The organism is Lutibacter sp. A64 (genome assembly GCF_022429565.1).
Taxonomy (GTDB): Bacteria; Bacteroidota; Bacteroidia; order Flavobacteriales; family Flavobacteriaceae; genus Lutibacter.
Map to the genome: position 1 here is coordinate 3874690 of NZ_CP092487.1, position 20807 is coordinate 3895496.

General features: G+C 31.4%; 15 protein-coding genes and 1 tRNA gene. 15 read left to right on the top strand and 1 reads right to left on the bottom strand.

Features of this window, described 5'->3' with window-relative positions; genetic code table 11:
* Positions 1-55: 55 nt before the first annotated feature.
* The 8 genes from MKD41_RS15665 (at position 56) to MKD41_RS15700 (ending at position 12469) form a co-directional block, all read left to right on the top strand.
* Positions 56-1180: an alpha-L-fucosidase gene (locus MKD41_RS15665; protein WP_240243283.1), complete on the top strand. Its 1125-nt coding sequence runs from the start codon at positions 56-58 to the stop codon at positions 1178-1180.
* 66 nt (positions 1181-1246) lie between these two features.
* A complete protein-coding gene (locus tag MKD41_RS15670; RefSeq protein ID WP_240243284.1) occupies positions 1247-2614 on the top strand; it encodes an alpha-L-fucosidase in 1368 nt (455 codons plus the stop codon).
* Positions 2615-2698: 84 nt separating this feature from the next.
* Positions 2699-4276 carry a sulfatase family protein gene (locus tag MKD41_RS15675; RefSeq protein ID WP_240243285.1) on the top strand — a complete coding sequence of 526 codons (1578 nt, stop codon included), beginning with the start codon at positions 2699-2701 and terminating at the stop codon, positions 4274-4276.
* A 3-nt stretch (positions 4277-4279) separates the two neighbouring features.
* On the top strand, positions 4280-5200 hold the full coding sequence (locus MKD41_RS15680; RefSeq protein WP_240243286.1) for a family 43 glycosylhydrolase: 921 nt from the start codon (positions 4280-4282) through the stop codon (positions 5198-5200).
* A gap of 114 nt (positions 5201-5314) precedes the next feature.
* Positions 5315-6877 (top strand): alpha-L-fucosidase, encoded by a 1563-nt coding sequence (locus tag MKD41_RS15685; RefSeq protein ID WP_240243287.1) that lies wholly within the window; start codon positions 5315-5317, stop codon positions 6875-6877.
* 110 nt (positions 6878-6987) lie between these two features.
* The gene (locus tag MKD41_RS15690; protein ID WP_240243288.1) at positions 6988-9375 is read left to right on the top strand and encodes a PDZ domain-containing protein; all 2388 of its coding nucleotides are present in this window, start codon (positions 6988-6990) and stop codon (positions 9373-9375) included.
* An 84-nt stretch (positions 9376-9459) separates the two neighbouring features.
* A complete protein-coding gene (locus MKD41_RS15695) occupies positions 9460-11364 on the top strand; it encodes a glycoside hydrolase family 97 protein (RefSeq protein ID WP_240243289.1) in 1905 nt (634 codons plus the stop codon).
* 19 nt (positions 11365-11383) lie between these two features.
* The gene (locus MKD41_RS15700; protein WP_240243290.1) at positions 11384-12469 is read left to right on the top strand and encodes a glycoside hydrolase family protein; all 1086 of its coding nucleotides are present in this window, start codon (positions 11384-11386) and stop codon (positions 12467-12469) included.
* 111 nt (positions 12470-12580) lie between these two features.
* On the opposite strand, the gene MKD41_RS15705 is transcribed toward MKD41_RS15700, so the two are convergent.
* Positions 12581-12654 (bottom strand) — tRNA-Thr (locus tag MKD41_RS15705).
* A 351-nt stretch (positions 12655-13005) separates the two neighbouring features.
* Here MKD41_RS15705 and MKD41_RS15710 point away from each other — a divergent pair.
* From MKD41_RS15710 to MKD41_RS15740, 7 genes are all read left to right on the top strand, one after another.
* Complete coding sequence (locus tag MKD41_RS15710) at positions 13006-14559, top strand: glycoside hydrolase family 10 protein (protein ID WP_240243291.1); 1554 nt, start codon at positions 13006-13008, stop codon at positions 14557-14559.
* A 265-nt stretch (positions 14560-14824) separates the two neighbouring features.
* A complete protein-coding gene (locus MKD41_RS15715) occupies positions 14825-15967 on the top strand; it encodes a universal stress protein (RefSeq protein WP_240243292.1) in 1143 nt (380 codons plus the stop codon).
* A 10-nt stretch (positions 15968-15977) separates the two neighbouring features.
* The gene (locus MKD41_RS15720) at positions 15978-17711 is read left to right on the top strand and encodes a V-type ATP synthase subunit A (RefSeq protein ID WP_240243293.1); all 1734 of its coding nucleotides are present in this window, start codon (positions 15978-15980) and stop codon (positions 17709-17711) included.
* Positions 17705-19036: a V-type ATP synthase subunit B gene (locus tag MKD41_RS15725; protein WP_240243294.1), complete on the top strand. Its 1332-nt coding sequence runs from the start codon at positions 17705-17707 to the stop codon at positions 19034-19036. Before MKD41_RS15720 ends, MKD41_RS15725 begins: the two co-directional genes overlap by 7 nt.
* Positions 19029-19619 carry a hypothetical protein gene (locus tag MKD41_RS15730; RefSeq protein ID WP_240243295.1) on the top strand — a complete coding sequence of 197 codons (591 nt, stop codon included), beginning with the start codon at positions 19029-19031 and terminating at the stop codon, positions 19617-19619. The genes MKD41_RS15725 and MKD41_RS15730 overlap by 8 nt, the downstream gene beginning before the upstream one ends.
* Before the next feature lie 8 nt (positions 19620-19627).
* Complete coding sequence (locus tag MKD41_RS15735) at positions 19628-20206, top strand: hypothetical protein (protein WP_240243296.1); 579 nt, start codon at positions 19628-19630, stop codon at positions 20204-20206.
* A complete protein-coding gene (locus tag MKD41_RS15740; RefSeq protein WP_240243297.1) occupies positions 20196-20807 on the top strand; it encodes a V-type ATP synthase subunit D in 612 nt (203 codons plus the stop codon). Before MKD41_RS15735 ends, MKD41_RS15740 begins: the two co-directional genes overlap by 11 nt.

Consider the following 20807-nt stretch of genomic DNA (forward strand, 5'->3'; position numbering starts at 1 on the left):
ATTTGTGTATAAAAAAGAATCTTATAAAATAATTAAAAATAAAATAAGCAAACTTATGGATAGAAGAAATTTTATAACCTTATCGTTGTTAGCAAGTGCTGGAGCAATGCTATATACTGGATGTTCAAATATTATTGGTAATTCTATACCTCCATATTTAAAAGATTATGAAGATCTTTATAATCAAGATCCTAGAAAAGCAGCAGTTGAATGGTTTAAAGAAGCGCGTTATGGAATGTTTATTCACTATGGGTTATATTCTCTTTTAGGAAGACATGAATGGGTAATGCATAATGAAAAAATTCATGTAGCTGAATATGCCAAGTTAAAAGATAAATTTACGGCCGAAAAATTTGATGCGGATTTTATTACAGATCTTGCTCTTGAAGCAGGAATGAAGTATATAAATTTAACCACACGTCATCACGATAGTTTTTGCCTGTGGGATACAAAATTTACAGACTTCAATAGTGTAAATTCCCCTGCAAAAAGAGATTTAGTAGCTGAACTTTCAGAACAATGTAATAAAAAAGGTTTAGCATTTTTCTTATACTATTCTCATGGACGTGATTGGCGTCATCCACACGCTCCAAATAACGATAAATGGAAAGGAGCTGCGCGTCCAGATTACGAAACCAAAGAACCATTTTATAAATATGGAGAAGAACATGATTTAAATATTTATTTAGAATTTATGTCTAACCAAGTGAATGAATTACTTGAAAATTATGACAATATTGCCGGTATATGGTTAGATGGTTTTGCTACACCAGCTTCGGGAGATCGTTCTCTTTTTAAATGTCAAGACTTATACGATTTAATTCATAGCAAACAACCACAAACCTTGGTTTCATATAAGCAAGGGATGCTTGGAACAGAAGATTTTCTTGCTCCTGAGCGTAAATATAAAAAAGGACAAAAAATAGAAAAACCTTTAGAAATTTGCGATCATTTACAACGAAAAGGGTGGGGCTATCTTTCTTCAGAAGATGGAAATCATAAATCTAAAGAAGAAGTGATAAAGATGCTTAAAAGAGCAAATGAATATCCAGCTAATTTATTGTTAAATACAGGGCCGTTACCAAGTGGAGAAATGCATCCTGAAGATGTAAAGGTACTGCGTGAAGTTGGACAAGAAATAAAATCAAAAGGATGGGAAGCCCTTTTAAAAGAGGTTTAGCCAATTCTTTTAAATTAAAATTTTAGGATAGAAACAAGTTTAATCTACAATCTAATTTATAATTCAATGAAAAACACCATTATTTTATCGCTATTAATTTTTACTTTTATTAGCTCAAATGCTCAAGAGAAAAAAATTTGGGACGAAACAGCAAAAGAGAAAACAGAACGTTTGGCTTGGTGGACAAATGATCGTTTCGGAATGTTTATTCATTGGGGAACTTATTCTTTAGCTGGAAGACACGAATGGGTTAAAAAACGTGAAAGAATTTCAGATGAAGACTATCAAAAATACTTTGATAATTTTAATCCAGATTTATACAATCCAACTGAATGGGCTAAACTAGCTAAAGAAGCAGGAATGAAGTATGCTGTAATTACAACAAAACATCACGAAGGTTTTACCTTGTTCGATTCTAAATATACAGAATACAAAGTTACAAATACCGAATATGGTAAAGACGCTCTTAAAGAATGGGTTGATGCTTTTAGAGCTGCAGGAATAAAAATAGGTTTTTATTATTCTATTATTGATTGGCACCACCCTCATTATACCATTGATAGGGTACATCCAATGTCTCCAAAAACGGATAAAGAATATAAAGCATTGAATAAAAATCGCGATATGAGTATTTATCGCGAATATTTAAAAAACCAAGTAACTGAAATTTTAACAAATTACGGTAAAGTAGATATGTTATGGTTAGATTATTCTATTCCTGGTAAGCATGGTAAAGGTAGAGAAGATTGGGGCTCAGTTGAACTTATGAAGTTAATAAGAAAACTTCAGCCAGAAATTATTGTAAACGACCGATTAGATTTAAAAGAATATGCTGGAGGTTGGGATTTTACAACGCCAGAACAATTTAAAGTTGAAGAATGGCCTACTTATAATGGAGAAAAAATACCTTGGGAAACCTGTCAAACTTTTAGTGGATCTTGGGGATATTATAGAGATGAATTAACCTGGAAAGATAACAAACAGTTATTAGTATTATTAATAGAATCAGTAAGTAAAGGTGGTAATGTTTTATTAAATGTTGGCCCAAATGGAAGAGGTGAAATTGATTACCGTGCCGAAAGTGCTCTTAAAAAAATGGGAACTTGGATGAAATATAACGGAAAAGCAATTTACGGATGTACAGCCGCTCCAGAGGAATTTGAAGTTCCTGCTAATTCATTATTAACTTACAATCCAAAAACACATAGATTGTATATTCATTTATTAGATTATCCATTACAAAATTTTACCCTAAAAGGAATGAAAGGTAAAATAAAATATGCCCAGTTTTTACATGATAATTCTGAAATAAAAATAGCGAATAGACATGGAGCCTGGGGGAAAGAAGAAATGGCAGCACAAGATGTTAACCTTAGTCTTCCAGTTGTTAAACCTAATGTTGAAATTCCTGTTATTGAAATTGTGTTAAAATAAAAAAGCTTAATAAATAACATTTTAAAGTATTATTAGAAAAATTAGCAGAAGCACATTAAAAGATTATAATAAAACCTAAATACAATGCAAAAACCTAACAAACTACTATTGATTTTAGTATTTATTCCATTATTGTTTAATAGTTGTTCTACTCAAAAATCAAAAAAAACGGCAATTCTCCAAAAGCCAAATATCATTTATATTTTAGCTGATGATTTAGGTTATGGAGATATACAAAGTTTTAATTCAGAAGGAAAAATACCTACTCCAAATATAGATAAAATGGCAAGTAATGGCGTTATGTTTACAGATGCTCATACGTCATCTTCGGTTTGTACTCCAACAAGATATGGTATTTTAACAGGGCGTTATAATTGGCGTAGTGCTTTAAAAAGTGGTGTGCTTGGTGGTTATTCAAAAACATTAATTACACCAAATCGTACTACGGTTGCTGATGTATTAAAAAATCAAGGATATACTACTGCGTTTATTGGTAAATGGCATTTGGGTTGGGACTGGCAATTTAATACAGATACTGAAGTAAAACAAATAAACAATTTACATACAATACAAGATGTAAATTATAAAGCTCCTATAAAAAATGGACCGTCAACCCATGGGTTCGATTATTCATTTGGGTTTTGCGGTTCTTTAGACATGCCACCGTATGTTTATGTAGAAAATGATTATGCAACCATGGAACCAACAAAAACTACAGCCAATAGAAATACAAAAGGTTTTTGGAGAAAAGGACCTACTTCAGATGATTTTGTTCATGAAACAGTTTTACAAGATTTAACAGATAAAGCAATTGGTTATATTGATGAAAAAGCTAAAGGAAACGAACCGTTCTTTTTATATTTTCCGTTACCTGCACCACATACACCAATTTTACCTACAAAAGAATTTTTAGGAAAAAGTAATACAAATGAATATGGAGATTTTGTAATGCAAGTAGATGATGTTGTACGTCAAATTAGAGAAACACTTAAAAAACAAGGTATTTCAGAAAATACATTATTGGTATTTACAAGTGATAATGGTTGTTCTCCAAGAGCAAATTTTAATGAATTAGAAAAGTTTAATCACGACCCTAGTTATGTTTATAGAGGAATGAAAGCCGATATTTACGAAGGAGGTCATCGTGTGCCTTTTGTTGTAGAGTGGCCAAGTAAAGCATTAAAAAATTCTAGTTCAGACCAAACAATTTGTACTACAGATTTTTTTGCTACTTGTGCAGAAATTTCTGGATATGAAATAAAAGATTCAGAAGGTGAAGATAGTTTTAGCATGTTGCCTTTAATTTTAGGAACTAATAAAGTTGCAGCTAGAGAATATACGGTTCATCATTCTATAAATGGAAGTTTTGCAATAAGAGAAGGAGATTGGAAATTATGTGTTACTGAAGGTTCTGCTGGATGGAGTTATCCAAAACCTCAAGAAATTAAAAATAAGAATCTAGATTTACCAGCAATGCAATTGTTTAATCTTAAAGATGATATTGGAGAAACTAAAAATCTAATAGCCGAATATCCAAAAAAGGCAGCTGAACTAAAAGAAGCATTAAAGAAAATTATTTTAGAAGGTAGAAGTACCAAAGGAACTACCCAAACAAATGAAGAAATGGATAATTGGAAGCAAATAGAGCCAATAATTAATTAAATTATGAGAAACGTATTTTTTTTTATTTTTTTAATTGCATTTATTGTTAGTAGTTGCAAAGCTCAAAATCCAATTTTAAAGAAAACAGACCCTGGATTTATTTATGCTGCAGATCCTGCTGCTGAGGTTTTTAATGGGAAGGTGTATGTTTATTCATCTAGAGATGTTCCAGATGCAGTAAATTTTAGCACTATGCAAGACTATGCTGTTTTAGAATCTTCAGATTTAAAAACTTGGATAAATCACGGAGTGGTTATAAAACCAAGAGAATATACTTGGGCTCATGGGCAAATGAATGCTCCAGATGTGGCTTATAAAAACAGTTGGTATTATTTCTATTTCCCTTATAATAAAACACATATTGGTGTAGCAAAAAGTAGAACTCCAATTGGTCCTTGGCAAGAAGCAGTTTCAGATAAGATTACAACTATTTTCGATCCTACAGTTTTTGTAGATGATGATGGTCAAGCTTATATTTATGGAAATGACCATAAAGTAAATATTGGCGAACCAGGAGCACATATTATGGGTGCAAAGTTAAAAGATAATATGATAGAACTTGATGGTCCTTGGGTTCGATTAAGTGAAGAAATTGTAAGCGAAGCAGTGCATATATTTAAAAGAAATGGTATTTATTATTTTAATGCAAGAGTAGGACCTGTTACTAAATATTGGATGGCAGATACGCCTTTACCACAATACGCAACCTTAAAGGGAACATTAGCACCTGATGCTCCTAATGCACCTAATCATGCATCTGCTATAGAATTTAATAACGAGTGGTATTTCTTTTACCATAGAGGAGATGTTAATGATGGTTCATTTTATCGTAGATCCGCTTGTTTTGAAAAAATGACATTTCGAGAAGATGGAACAATAGTCCCAATTGAGTATACATTAGAAAATGACAAAATTGAGAAATAAACTATATTAATTTATTTGACAAAATACTAGAGACTCTTAAATTATAATCAAAAAAAACTATCATTAATGAAAATAAAAAAATTGTATAATATCTGTTTAGTTATATTATGTTGTATGTTTTTCAACAGTACTTCTTATGCACAAGAAATAAATAAGCCTTACAATGGTAGTTGGGAATCACTTCAAAAAATGCAAGTTCCAGCTTGGTTTGATGATGGAAAAATAGGAATTTTTATCCACTGGGGGCCATATTCTGTAATTGGTCATAGAAAAGGAAATAGAGGTTATGCAGAACACGGACCTAAGATTTTGTATGAAGATCCAGCATATTATTATCCATATATGAAAGAACGTTGGGGAGCAAATCCACCAGACTTTGGATATAAAGATATAATCCCAGAATTTAAAGCAGAAAATTGGAATCCAGAAGAGTGGGCAGAATTATTTGCCGAAGTAGGTGCAAAATATGTTGTTTTAACAGCTGAACATCACGATGGTTGGGCAAATTGGGATTCAGAATTAACACCATGGAACTCAGTTGATATGGGGCCAAAAAGAGACATTGTTGGAGATTTAGGGAAAGCGGTACGTAAAAAAGGTTTAAAATATGCACCTTCTTACCACAGAGAAAGACATACTGGTTTTTTTGCAACACAAAAATATGTGGTTAATGGAGAGCCAAGACCAGATATTGTTGAAGAAATAAAACGTGTACCTAAAGCAGCATCACTTTATGGACCATTTACGTATAGTAAAGAATTTGTTGATGATTATGTAGCGCGTTGGAAAGAAATTCAAGATAAATACCAACCAGATTTTTTATGGATAGACGATATTCCAATCTTTACGCGTGATGGAAATAATGCGGCAAAAGCAATATTTAAACCAGAAATTCAATATTATTATGATCAATTAAGGTTAATGATAACCGATTTTATGAATAATGGAGCTGCAAAAGGACAAGAAGTTTATTTAAATAATAAAGGAGGAAATAGAAACTGGCCAGATGGAGTTGGAGCTTTAGAAAAAGATAATTTAAGATTAAAAGTAATAGGACCAAAATGGCAAAGTTGTACAACATTTGGTACTTCATTTGGTTATTTAGCAGAGGAAGAAGATCCTAATTATCCATTTAAAAAGAAATCTGTATCAGATGTTATTCATGAAATGGTAGAAATTATTAGTCGTAATGGAAATTTCTTAATTAATATAGGACCTAAAGGAGATGGAACCATTCCAGAATGGCAAGTAGAGCGCTTAAAGGCCATGGGGAAATGGTTAAAAATTAATGGAGAAGCTATTTATGGTTCTAGATATTGGAAAATAACACATCAAGATAATGAAAACTTATCTTTTACAACAAATGGAAAAAATTTATATGCTATTAAAACAACTAAACCATTAAACTCATTTATAATTGAAGGTACTAAAGGTTGGAAAAAAAGAACTGTAAAATCGGTTAGTTTAATAGGATCTGAAAGTAAAGTTAAATGGAAAATGACTTCAGAAGGACTTTTAATTACACCTCCAAAAGACTTAGGAAAAAGCATGTATGCATGGTCGTTTAAAATTGTAACAAAAAAGGAACAACATCATCCTAATGTAATTCAAAAAGATGCTTCAAAAGCATTAAAAGGAACAAAAAAAGTAGATTTAGACGGGTTTGACAGAGATTAAAAGAAGAATTAAAGTTTGTTTAAACAAAGCCTTCTGAAGAAATTTAATATGTTGTTTTTATTGGTAATACAACTAACAACCGTTTTTTTAGAAATCCTAATGTTAATAGAATGAAAGTGAAAGAATTATTTGATGTGTGTTTAATGATACTTTGTGTCGTTTCTATAAGTCACATTACGTATGCACAAGATGTGAAAACGGTGAATGTATTTGTTTCAAAAGTAGGTTCAAATATTAATGATGGAAGTGAACAAAAACCATTTTCAAAAATTTCGAACGCAATTGAAAAAGCAAAGCAAATTAAGTTTCAAGATTCTAAAACTAATATAATTATAAATATACTTCCTGGTGATTATTATCTATCAGAACCAATAATAATACCTTCAATATTAAGTGGTATTAGTATAAAAGGAACTAAAGCTTCAGAAGTTAGTATTAAGGGATCTAAAGTGTTAAATCCAATCTGGAAAAAATATGATAAAAATATTTTTGTTACTGATGTTGCTGAAAACTCAGATTTTGATCAATTATTAGTGAATGAAGTTCCACAAATTTTAGCACGCTATCCAAATTATAATGAAGATAGTCGTTATTGGCAAGGCTACGCTTCAGATGCAATTTCTAAGGAACGTGTAGCATCTTGGAAAAATCCTGAAGGAGCCTATTTTAATGCTTCACATGCTGGTAGATGGGGAGGTTTTCATTATGTAATTACGGGTGTAAATAAAGATGGAACTCCTATTTTAGAAGGCGGACAGCAAAACAATCGTATGTCTAAACCTCATAAAGAATATCGTATGGTTGAAAATGTTTTTGAAGAATTAAACAGTCCAGGTGAATGGTATTTAGATAAAAAAAATAGCAAACTTTATTATTGGCCTTTAGATGTAATTTCTATAAATACCTCAAAATATGAGGTGTCAGTACTTAAAGATTTAATTAAGGTAGTAGGTACATTAAATAACCCAGTAAAAAATGTATCTATTTCAGAAATTACTTTTAAAAATACCGAACGTACTTTTATGGAAACCTACGAACCTTTATTAAGAAGTGATTGGACAATCTACAGAGGAAGTGCATTGTTTTTTGAAGGAACTGAAAATTGTAAGGTAGAAAATAGTGTTTTTACGAACTTGAGTGGTAATGTTATTATGGCAAGTAAGTATAACAAAGGTTTAGAAGTCAAAGGAAATCATATACATAATTGTGGCGCAAGTGCTATTTCTTTTATTGGAGATGCTTCAGCTGCTAGGTCTCCATCTTTTAATTATACCGAATTTGTATCAATTTCAGAAATGGATACTATTGCTGGGCCTAAAAACGAATTGTATCCTAGAGAATGTTTAGTTGAAAATAATTTAATTCATCGGATTGGTAGAGTTGAAAAGCAAACCGCAGGTGTTCAAATTTCCATGTCTATGGATATTACAGTGCGTAATAATAGCATTTATGATGTACCTAGAGCCGGAATTAATATTAGTGAAGGAACTTGGGGCGGACATATAATTGAATATAACGATGTGTTTAATACTGTTTTAGAAACTAATGACCATGGCTCATTTAATTCTTGGGGTAGAGATCGGTTTTGGCATCCAAATCGTAATGTGTTAGATAGTTTAATTATTGCAAAATCAAATATGTATAAGTGGGATGCTATTAAAACTACCATTATTAGAAATAATCGTTTTCGTTGTGATCACGGCTGGGATGTAGATTTAGACGATGGTTCTTCAAACTACCATATTTATAATAATTTAATGCTAAATAAAGGGCTTAAATTACGTGAAGGCTTCAATCGTTTGGTTGAAAATAATATTATGGTTAATAATTCCTTCCATCCACATGTCTGGTTTGTAAATAGCGAAGATGTTTTTAAAAGAAATATTGTTTCAGGAGCATATAAAGATATTCGTTTATCGGGTTGGGGAAAAGAACTTGACTACAATCTTTTCCCTACTGAAGTAGCCTTGCTAAAATCTCAAATTCACAATAGAGATATTCATAGTATTTATGGAAATCCAATGTTTAAAGATCCGGCTAACTTAGATTTTTCGGTTGCTGAAAATTCACCAGCATTAAAAATAGGATTTAAAAACTTCCCAATGGGTAGGTTTGGTGTTCAAAAGCCTAGTTTAAAAGCCATTGCTAAAACTCCTAAAGTTCCAATTATTGAAAAAATTACAGAAAATAAAAAGGAAAGTAGTTCTGTAGTAGTGTGGTTAAAAAATAAGATTAAAAGTGTTGAATCTAAAGAAGAACAATCTGCTTACGGTTTAAATTTAGCTGAAGGTGTAATTGTATTAGAAGTTTTTAAAGAGAGTCCTGCAGTAAAAAACAACGGCCTTAAAATAGGTGATGTTATTTTAAAAGCTTCAGAAAAAAAGATTAAAACAGTTAATGATTTTTTAAAAGTTAATGTAGAAAATACTAATGGTAAAATAGACTTACTTATTATGAGAAATCAATCAGAAAAAGAAATATCAATTAATATTAAGTAAGTTCAGATTATAAAAACAAAAGTTTGAAGCAACATGTTGTTAAAGAATTTTTGAAGTAATAAGCGATATTAAAATTAGAATATAATGAATAAAAGAAACTCGAAAACAACTATTTTTTCAATTTTATTAGCACTTAGTTTAGTGATGAGTGCTTGTTCTACAAAACAAGAAATTTATCAAATTGATTCTCCAGATAATTCAGTGCAATTAAGTCTAAAAAAGTTAAAAGGAAACTTAGTTTATACCTTAAATTGGCAAAAAGAAAGTGTTATAGATACATCAGTCTTAACAATTAAACCAAATGCTGAAATTGAAATTATTAAAGCAGAACTTAAATCGTCTGATACTACGTGGAAACCTACTTGGGGACAATTTAGTGAAATTAGAGATTATTATAATGAGTTGGTTTTATCGATTAAAATAGATAGTATTGAAGGAAAACTTTTTGCAAGAACTTATAATGATGGTATTGGTTTTAGATTTGAGTTAGATGATATAAAAAAAGAAGATCAATTTAATTTTTATAGTGAATATAATTTATCTAATACAGATACTTTTTATTATACGGCTAAAGGAACACAGCCTAAAGGGCCCTATAAATTAAACAACCTTAGTAAACAACAAATAGGTATACCAGTAGTAGTTGAAAAATCATCGAAAAAATTTCTTTCTATTTTAGAATCAGATTTAATTTCTACAAAAGGATTTCAAACAATGAAAATTGATTTTGATGAGCATTCAGAAAAATTGATTTCTAAAAGTGAAACTAATAGTCTAGATGGAAAATTAATAACACCTTGGAAAGTAATTTTATTAGGAGAAACAGCAGGAGATTTGGTAATTAATTCAGTTGCATTAAATTTAGCAGCTCCTAATAAAATTGAAAATTCAGACTGGATAAAACCCGGTAAAACTTTATGGGATTGGCGCGTTCATGGCTATACAACTGCAGACGGATTTAAATATGGCGTAAACACAGATAGTTACAAGCGATTTATAGATTTTGCAGCAGAAAAAAAGATTGAATATTTTTTAATTGACGCTAATTGGTATACAAAAACATACAAAGGAAGTTTTGATATTGCTAAAGAATTAGACTTGCAAAAAGTAATTGCTTATGCCGCAAAAAAAGAAGTAGATTTATTACTTTATTACGACAGGCATAAAGGAAATTATGGGGATGATGCATTGTTTCCATATTTTAAATCTTTAGATATGAAAGGTATAAAATATGGCTTTATGGGAAATAATCCTAACTTTTCTAGAGATGCCATTATTAAAAGTGCTGAAAATAAATTGTTAATCGATTTTCATGACAGTCCTGTTCCTTTTACAGGTGTACAAAGAACCTATCCCAATGCAATTACTAGAGAATATTGTCACGCACAGCAAGATTCTAGAAGTGCATTTACGCCAGAAACCTTTATTAAGATGGCACTAATTAATGCAGTTCAAGGACCGTTAGATATGAATAATGGAAATTTTGATTTAACTGGAATTAATAAAGGAGATAGACAAAAAGGACCTAAAAAAACAAATTCTTATTTTTCTACAGTAACTTCTGAAGTAGCAAGAACTTTAGTGATTTTTAGTGGCTTGGTATGTATTCCAGATGCTCCAGAAGCCTATGAGTCAAAAGCAGATTTATTTGAATTTATTCAGAAAATGCCTGTGGGTAAATGGGATGAAAGTAAAGTTTTAAATGCTTCTATTGGTAAAAATATAACTACAGCACGTCGTTTTGGAAAAGAATGGTTTATTGGAAGTGTAATTGATCAAAAAGGAGGAACACTTGATATAAATTTAGATTTTCTTGAAGAAGGTCAAAATTATGAAGTTACGTTTTATGAAGATACAGCAGAAACTTATTGTAAAACTAATCCAGAGGCGTATCAAATTAGAAAAGGAAATGTAAAAAAAGGAGATTTAATTAAAGCAATATTAGCCCCTGGAGGAGGACATTGTATGTGGATTAGACCTGTAAAATAACAATTCTAAAAATGAAAATATGAATACACAAAAGTTACTGATAATACTATTTTTATCCAGTTTAAATTTTGGGTGTAAAAGTAAAATATCAACAATTGAGTCATCCCAAAGTACCTTTTCAGATAAAATGAAACTCGAATATGTAGGTGTTGCAGCAGAGAATAAAGGTATGCATGTTTGGGGTTCATCTCCAGTTATAGATAAAGATGGAAAAGTACATCTTTTTGCAGCCCAATGGCCTATGGCTACTCAAAAAGATTTTAGTGGCTGGTTTAAAGACTGTGAAATTGGTCATTATGTAAGCGATAGTCCAGAAGGACCTTTTAAATATGTTGGTATTGCGGTAGAAGATAAAAACGGATTATTTAACGCTCCACACAACCCAACTATTAGTTATATAGATGGTAAATATGTGTTAAATTTTATTGTAAACGAAAACAATAAATTAAAAACACAACGCATTATTATGTATGTGGCAGATGACCTTAATGGTACTTGGAGACCTGCAAAAGGAGCAGAAACTGATGGTACAATTTTAAGAAGACCATTAGATACAACAAAATGGAATTATACAGCGGTATTAGGAGTTTCTAATCCGTCGTTAATAAAATTTAAAGACAAATATATGTTGTATCATAAGTCGGTTATACCAAGAAAAGGAAGAGGAGGAGCTTATACTTATGGTGTTGCAGTTGCAGATAAATTAGAAGGGCCTTATGTTATTCATCCAGAAAAAGTTACACCACCTAATATGGCTTTAGAAGATGCTTTTGCATATACAGTAAAAGATTCAGTATATATGATGAGTCGTGATTTTGGAAGTACACTAGGAAACAGTGGAGGTGGTCTTTTATGGCGCTCTGCAGATGGATTTACTTTTCCTAAAGAAAATACAAAGAGAGCTTATGAAGATTTAGCACATTATTTAGGTAAAGAAACTTTAGAGAAAGGAACTGCATACAGAGGTAAAAAAGATGGTCATTTAGAACGTGCACAAGTTTTAATGATAGATGGCATACCTGCATACTTATACCTTGCAACAGGTGTGCAAGTAAAAGATGGCTACGGTAGTAGTTCGCATGTATTTAAAATTATTTTTGAATAATTTAGAATTTATTTTTTTTAAAGGGTTATAAAATTTAGTGTAAATTAAATTTTGTAACCCTTTTTAATGTAAAGCAAAAAAAAACACTAACTTTTAAAGTTAGTGTTTTTGAGCCGATGGAGGGACTCGAACCCACGACCTGCTGATTACAAATCAGCTGCTCTAGCCAGCTGAGCTACATCGGCTTTTGACGGGTGCAAATTAATTTAAATTATTTTATATGTGCAAGTCTTTTTTGAAAAAAAATCATTTTTTTTCATTTTTTTATTTTTAATGAATTTCTTCGCTTTTTTGACAAAATAAAAGTTGAGATTTTGCGTGTAGTTACTTTCTGTTTTTAAAAAAGAATATCTTTTTTAAGTAGCATATTTAGAGTGTTTTATCAAATTGAAATGCCAATGAGTTATTCAAGAATTAAAAATTGTTTCATAGTTTGCTAGTAATTGTTCATTTCTAAATATTTGTATACGTTAAGAAATACTTATATTTATTGAGAATTCGCATTGTATTATTTTACCAAATTATAAATTATCTTCATGTCAAATAAATTAAGTCTGTTTTTTATTTTAATAATTGTAATGTTACTTTTTTTTAATTGCAGTAGTGGTAAGTTAACAGCGCCTTACGTTTCTGGAAATATACCCTCGGTTGAAAGAGAGTTTAGGGCTGCTTGGATTGCTTCTGTTGCTAATATAAATTGGCCAAGTAAACCAGGCTTGTCTTCTGAAGAACAAAAAAATGAAGCTATAGTATTATTGAATGTACTTCAAAAAAATAATTTAAATGCTGCTGTATTACAAATTAGACCACAAGGTGATGCTTTGTATAAAAGTAATTTAGAGCCTTGGTCGTATTATTTAACAGGTTTACAAGGTAAAGCACCTGAACCTTATTACGATCCGCTTGAATTTTGGATTGAGCAAGCACATTTAAGAGGAATTGAATTACACGCTTGGTTAAATCCTTACAGAGCACATCATGTAAGTGGAGGGTCAGTTACGGATGCTTCCATAGTAAAAAAACACGCAGACTTAGTTGTTCCTTTAGAAACAGGGTATTGGTGGTTAGACCCAAGTAAGCAAGAAACTCAAGATTATAGTTATAATGTAGTTATGGATATTGTAAAACGTTATAATATTGATGGTATTCATTTTGATGATTATTTTTATCCATATCCAGACTACAATAATAATAAAGATTTTCCTGATGGTGAAAGCTGGAATTTATATACTCAAAATGGTGGAAAATTAGCCAGAGCCGACTGGCGTAGAGACCATGTAAATAAATTTATTAAACGAGTTTATAAAGGAATAAAAAAAGAAAAAGCAAGCGTTAAATTTGGTATAAGTCCTTTTGGTTTTTGGCGACCACATTATCCAGCTTCGGTAACTGTAGGTTTTGATCAGTATAATCAATTGTATGCAGATGCTAAATTATGGTTAAATAAAGGTTGGGTAGATTATTATACGCCTCAATTGTATTGGCCAATAAATAGGATAGAACTTAGTTTTCCTGTGTTGTTAAATTGGTGGAATAATGAAAATTATAAAGAACGTCATATTTGGCCTGGAATGAGTATAGGGAGCTTAAAAGGTGAAAGCGCTATTGATGAAGCTATCAACCAAATTATGATTACAAGAGGCATAACTTCTAAAGCTCCAGGACAAGTACTTTGGAACATAAAACCTTTAGTTACTTCGCCAAAATTGGCAACTGCAATATTAGAAGGTCCTTATAAAAAGCAAGCTCTAACTCCAAAATATTCTTGGTTAAATAAAAAAACACCATTAAAACCTAATGTTAGAACTTCCATAGAAAAAGAAATGTTGGCTGTTGAGTGGAGTCATAAAAACAAGAATGAAATAGCTCATTGGATTGTTTATACTAAATATGGGACAGTTTGGGATTATGCTATTTATGGAAGCTTAATAGAGTCTCAAAATATACCATTAAAAATAACAAATAAAAATAAGTCAGGTTCTTCTAAATCTAAAGAGCTAATAAAAACCTTAAACTCCATAGCTGTATCTGTTGTAGATAAATTTGGAAATGAAAGTGAACTTGTAGAAATAAAGAATTTAATACCTTAATAAAGTTCGATTACACAACTTTAATTTTCAGGTCAATTTAGTAGATAATTAACGTAAAATAGCGTTGTTTTTTAATTTTAGTTTTACTGTTGATAATGGTTGTTTGTTATAAGTTGTTGTTATTGGGTAGTTTACGTTTGAATTTGAAGTATTATTGGAATAACTGTATTCTTAAGTTTCTCTAAAGAATTGTTTATTAGATTTGTTATAAAATAATAACAGATATATCTGCAAACTCATTTATTAATCAATAAAATTTGGACAGATGAAACTATTAGAGAATATTTTATTAGCAAATGATTTTAGTAAATCATCTAAAAATGTTTTAGAAACTGCCATTGAGTTTGCAAAAGTTTTGCATTCTAAAATTATTCCAATTCATGTACTTCCTGACGATATTTTAAATAAAAAGGTACAGTTATTATTAAATGAAACTGCCCAAGAAAAGCTAGAAGAAACTGTAAAAAATATTGAAGATTCAGGTGTAGAAGCAGGGAAACCTATACTTAGATTTGGGTCAGTAAATGATGCCATAGTTAGAACGTCTATTGCTACAGATGTCAATTTAATTTTAATTGGTTCTGGAGAAAGTAAAAACGGAGATAGATTTCAATTAGGAACAACCGCAGAACGAATTATTCAAGAAAGTGACAAGCCGGTACTTGTTGTAAAAGAAGGAGTGCCACTTAATATTCAAAACATACTTTGTCCAATTGATTTTTCTGAAACTTCAAAATTAGCGCTTCAAAATGCAATAACAATGGCGCGTAGATTTAGAGCAGAATTAACCATTTTAAGTGTTTGTGAATTGCAAAGTTCTAGTTGGTTTACTTCAGAAAAAGATAGAGAAAAAGAAAATGATCTTAGATGCGCTTCGCACAAAACAAAATTCAATAAATTTTTAGAAGGTTTTAACTTAGAAGGTGTAAAATATATTAAAGAAACACCTGTTGGAAACCCAGCCGAAGAAATACTCAGTGTTATTTCAAGAGAAATGATTGATTTATTAATAATTGGTACTGCTGGAAGAACAGGTTTAAACCGTATGCTTATTGGAAGTGTAACAGAAAAAGTAATACGCGAAGTGCCATGCTCTTTCATTACTTTAAAAGAAGAAGATGTTATTAAGTTACAATTGGAAACCAAAATTAATGATATTGAAAATTCATACAATACGGCAGTTCAATTGGTTGAAGATGGTTTTTATACAGAGGCTATTGCTCAATTAAAAGCCTGTTTAAGAGTTAATAGTATGTATTTACCCGCTTATTTCGGAATTGCTAAGATTTATGAAAAAATGGATGAACCTGAGAAAGCAGCATCCTATAGAAATAGTGGAATGGAAATAAAAGAGAAAATTTATTATACAAAAATAGAAAGCGAAGTTCGTAAACTACGCGGCAGATAATTTATAAAAAATGAATAAATCAAAAGGACGAGTAGTCAGTGTAAACGAATCTCTGGTTGGTGTAGAGATTACCGAAGGGGCGGTAATAAATGGAGAAGTAGCTTACATTATAATTGAGGATGGAAAAAAACTCAAAGCAGAGGTTATAGATGTAAAAACCGGTAATATGGTTTATTTACAAGTTTTTGAAGATACTAGTTGGATGAAATTTGGAGACACTGTAGAGTTCTCCGGCCTTCCTCTAGCAGTAAAATTAGGACCTGGTATTTTAGGTTCTGTTACAGATGGTCTTCAAAATCCCTTGTATGAACTGGCAAAAAAAGAATGGTTTCTTGAAAGGGGATTAGAAGTAGCACCTTTAGATACAACTGTAGAATGGCACTTTACACCTTCCGTAAAAAAAGGCGATATTGTTACAGGAGGTTCGGTATTGGGTTCTGTACCAGAAAAACTTTTTAAACATAAAATTTTCGTACCATTTTCAATGCAGGGAAATTATACGGTTGAAAGTATTGTAGAAGAAGGCGATTATACTATTGAAAAAGATATAGTAATAATTAAAGATGCTGATGGTAATTCTAAAAAATTACAAATGGCGTTTGATTGGCCAGTAAAAACACCAATGCCTTTTAATAAACGTTCTGTTCCGGTTAATCCTTTACCTACAGGAATTAGAATATTAGATGCACTTTTTCCTATAGCTTATGGAGGTACAGCCTGTTGTCCTGGTCCTTTTGGAGCAGGTAAAACAGTACTTCAACATAGTTTGGCAAAACATTCAAAAGCAGATATTGTTATTATGGCAGCATGTGGTGAACGTGCAGGTGAAGCGGTTGAAATTTTTAAAGATTTTCCAGAGTTGATAGATCCAAAAACAGGAAAATCTTTAATGGATAGAACTTATATTGTAGGAAATACGTCATCTATGCCAGTAGCAGCTCGTGAGGCTTCGGTATATATGGCAACAACGGTTGGAGAGTATTACAGAAAACAAGGTTTAGATGTTTTAATGTTAGCAGATTCAACTTCGCGTTGGGCACAAGCTCTAAGGGAAACATCTGGGAGAAAAGAAGAAATACCTGGGCCAGAAGCGTTCCCAATGTATATTTCTACACTTATTTCTGCATTTTATGACCGAGCAGGTGTTGATATTTTAGAAAATGGAGAAACAGGATCGTTAAGTATTATGGGTACAGTGTCACCTGCGGGTGGAAATTTTGACGAGCCAGTTACGCAAGCAACTTTATTAAGTACCGGAGCATTTTGGGGATTGTCTAGAGCACTTTCCGATGCCAGAAAATATCCTGCAATAGATCGTATAGATAGTAATTCTAAATATCCTTCACTTTTAAAACATGAAGAAGTAACTTTTTTATTAGAACTGCTTCGTGAAGGGAAAACCATAGCTTCAAATATCTTACTTATGGGAGAAAAAGGAATTACAGATGAAGCTTATATCACTTATCAAAAAGCTGAATTGGTTGATGCAGTGTTTTTACAACAAAACAGTTTTAATGATGTAGATGGTGTTACCGATCCTAAAAGGTTAAGAATGATGTTTGATGTTGTAAAACAAATTATAGATGCCCCAGTAACATTAAAGGGTAAAGAAGAAATTAGGTCTCATTTTAATTTTATGAGGCAAGCTTATATCGATTGGAATATGGTACAAGTGGATGATGACACATTCCAAAAACAAAAATCACAAATATTGAATTTGGTTAAAACAATGGGAGCATGCTAAAGAAAACGTATGAAAATATAGATAGTATTGGAAGAGCCATTTTAAGCATAAAAGCAAAAGGGGTTCATAATAAAGAATTGGCAGAGGTAATTTATCCAGATGGAAAAAGGGCCTTTGCACAAGTTATTGCAATAGAAGGTGATCGTGTAACACTTCAGTTATTTGGAGGTGGATTTGGAGTTTCAACAGATTGTAAAGTACGTTTTCTAGGAAAACCAGTTCAAGTTGGGTTCTCTGATGATATGCTTGGTAGAGTATATTCTGGAAATGGACAGCCAATTGATGGTGGCCCAGAATTACATTCAGATTTAATTCGTGTTGCAGGTCCTTCAATTAATCCTGTAAAACGGTTGATTCCTAAAAATATGATTCGTACTGGTGTACCAATGATTGATGTGTTTAACACGTTGGTACAATCTCAAAAAATACCAATTTTTGCAAAAGCAGGTGAACCATATAATAAGCTGTTAGCAAATATTGCAACTCAAACAGATGCAGATGTTATTATTATTGGTGGTGTAGGATTAAAGTTTGATGAGTTTCACTTTTTTAAAGAACGTATTGAAGAAGCTGGTAGTAAAAGTAAAACCATTATGTTTGTCCATACACATAGAGATTCTATTGTAGAAGGGTTAATGGTGCCAGATTTAGCATTGGCTGTGGGTGAACGTTTTGCGCTTCAAGGAAAAAATGTATTTGTATTGTTGTCGGATATGACACAATGGTCAGATTATTTACGTCAAGTTGCAAATGCACAAGATCAAATTCCTGCAAATCAAGGTTATCCAGGAGATTTATATTCACAATTGGCAAGCCGTTACGAAAAAGCTGCAGATATTGATGGTGCTGGAAGTTTAACCATACTTGGAGTAACAACTATGGATGATGTAACACATCCTGTACCAGATAATACTGGTTATATAACCGAAGGTCAATTTTATATGAAAGATGGTTATTTAGAATTGTTTGGTTCGCTAAGTAGATTAAAACAACAGGTAAATGATAGAACTAGACCAGACCATAGAAGCATAATGAATGCAATGGCAAGATTGTTTTCTGATGCCGAAGAACGTGTAAAAGCACAAAAATTTGGTTCGGTAAAAGATGATTATTCTTTACGACTTTTAGAGTATAGAAAAGTGTTTCAAAAAGAATTAATGGATCCATTTAGATTTTTAGAGCTTGAAGATGCTCTTGATCTTTGTTGGGATATTTTAGCTAAACATTTCAAAAAAGAAGAAGTAGGGCTATCATCTAAATTAGTTGAAGCATATTGGCCAGAAAATGGGGAATTCAAAATTTTAAAAAACACGACCGATGTCTGAAAAAACATTAGATAAATTAATAGCATCGCTAAAAACTGAAGCTGTTGAAGCTGCAGAAAAAGAAGCAAAAAAAATAGTAGATGCAGCAAATGAAGAAGCTCAAAAAATACTTAGTAAAGCAGACGCTGAAAAAACGGAACTACTTGAAAATGCAGAACGTGAATCTGCTGAAATCATAGAAAAAGGTAAAGGTTTGTTAAAACAAGCAGCAAGAGATTTAAATGTTACCGTACAAAACGATTTACTTAAGTTGTTAAAAGCTGTTTTAAGTACAGAAGTTGAGAAAACATTTACTCCTGATCTTGTAAAATCTACGGTTTTAAAAATTATTGAAAATGTAGATAATACTGTAGAAATAAAGCTTCCAGAAGCTATAGAAAAAGAGTTGGCAGCATATGTTCAGAAACAATTGCAAGAATCAAATAACTTGGTTTCTATAACAAAAGATAATAGTATTTTAAAAGGTTTTACAGTTACAAAAACAGATGAAGGTTGGAGCTACCATATTACGCCAGATGAGGTTTCTGAAATTTTAAATACGCATCTAAGTGAAAAATGGGTGAATATCCTAAAAAATAAATAATAGTTGTTATGACAGGAAATCTGGAATATTTAATGAGTAGTTTGCCTGATTTATCTTTTAAAAATGAAGAAGATACAGAAGAGAAAGTGACTTCTTTGCTCAAAAAATATGCCGATGCATCTGAAGGGAAAACAGGTTTAGTTGCTATTTTAAATAATGAAGCAGCTAAATTTTTATCGCCAAATGAAAGTCAGTTGTTTCAAGAAATTCAACTTGAAAAGATTCATAATAATATTTTTCAGAAGAGTAAAAGTAAAGTGTTAAGTGAATTTTCGAGCTATGTTTTTAAGCTGAAAAAGGAAGTAGAACAATTAAGGATTTTTAGAAAATCTAGCGAAAATCAAAGAGGAGAAAATAAAAAAGCTATTCAAATTATACCAGGTAATCCGCTAGAAGAAGAAAAGCAACTTGTAGAATTTCAATGGGATAAAATTGAAGCAATTTCAACTGGACATTATGCCGATTTTGAAGCTTTAATAAGTTATAAATTAAAATTAATGTTGTTGGTAAGGCTGTGGAGCTTTAAAGCAGAAAATGGGTTTGGTATTTTTGAAAAAAGCATAAATATAGAAGAATATGGCAGATAAGATTTTAATGAATAAAAACTTTTTGGCTGCCTTAAAAATTGAGCTTAAAGAGTATAAAACAGCATTGCCTGTTTTTGAAATGAAAGAACAGCAGCTAAAAGGTGTGGTTCAAGAAATTGAAAATGATATAGTACGTTTACAACAGAGCATTGAGGAAACCAACACTAAAACAAAAGAATGGGTTGGTGTTATGGCAGAAAAAACTATTGATTTGTCTGAAATTGTAAAGGTAGATAGTGTAATTACAGAAAAACAAGAAATTGCTGGTGCCACTATAGATGCATTTGTAGACTTAAAATTTGAAGAGATAGAAATAGACTTGTTTGAAACACCTCTTTGGGTAGACACTGCTATTGAAGTTATTAAAGATCAGAAAACCGATTTGCTTATGATAGCAATAAAACGGAAAAATATTGAATTGCTTAGAGAAGAGTTAGCAGAAGCAAGGCGTATGAAAAATGCTCTTAAAGAAGTATTTATACCTGAAACAATTGATAATATTAGAAAAATTCAAATATACCTAGGTGATGTTGAAAGACTTGCCATTGGTTGTGCCAAATTAGTAAAAAAGAAAAAACAGGATAAAGGAGCTTCAGTATGA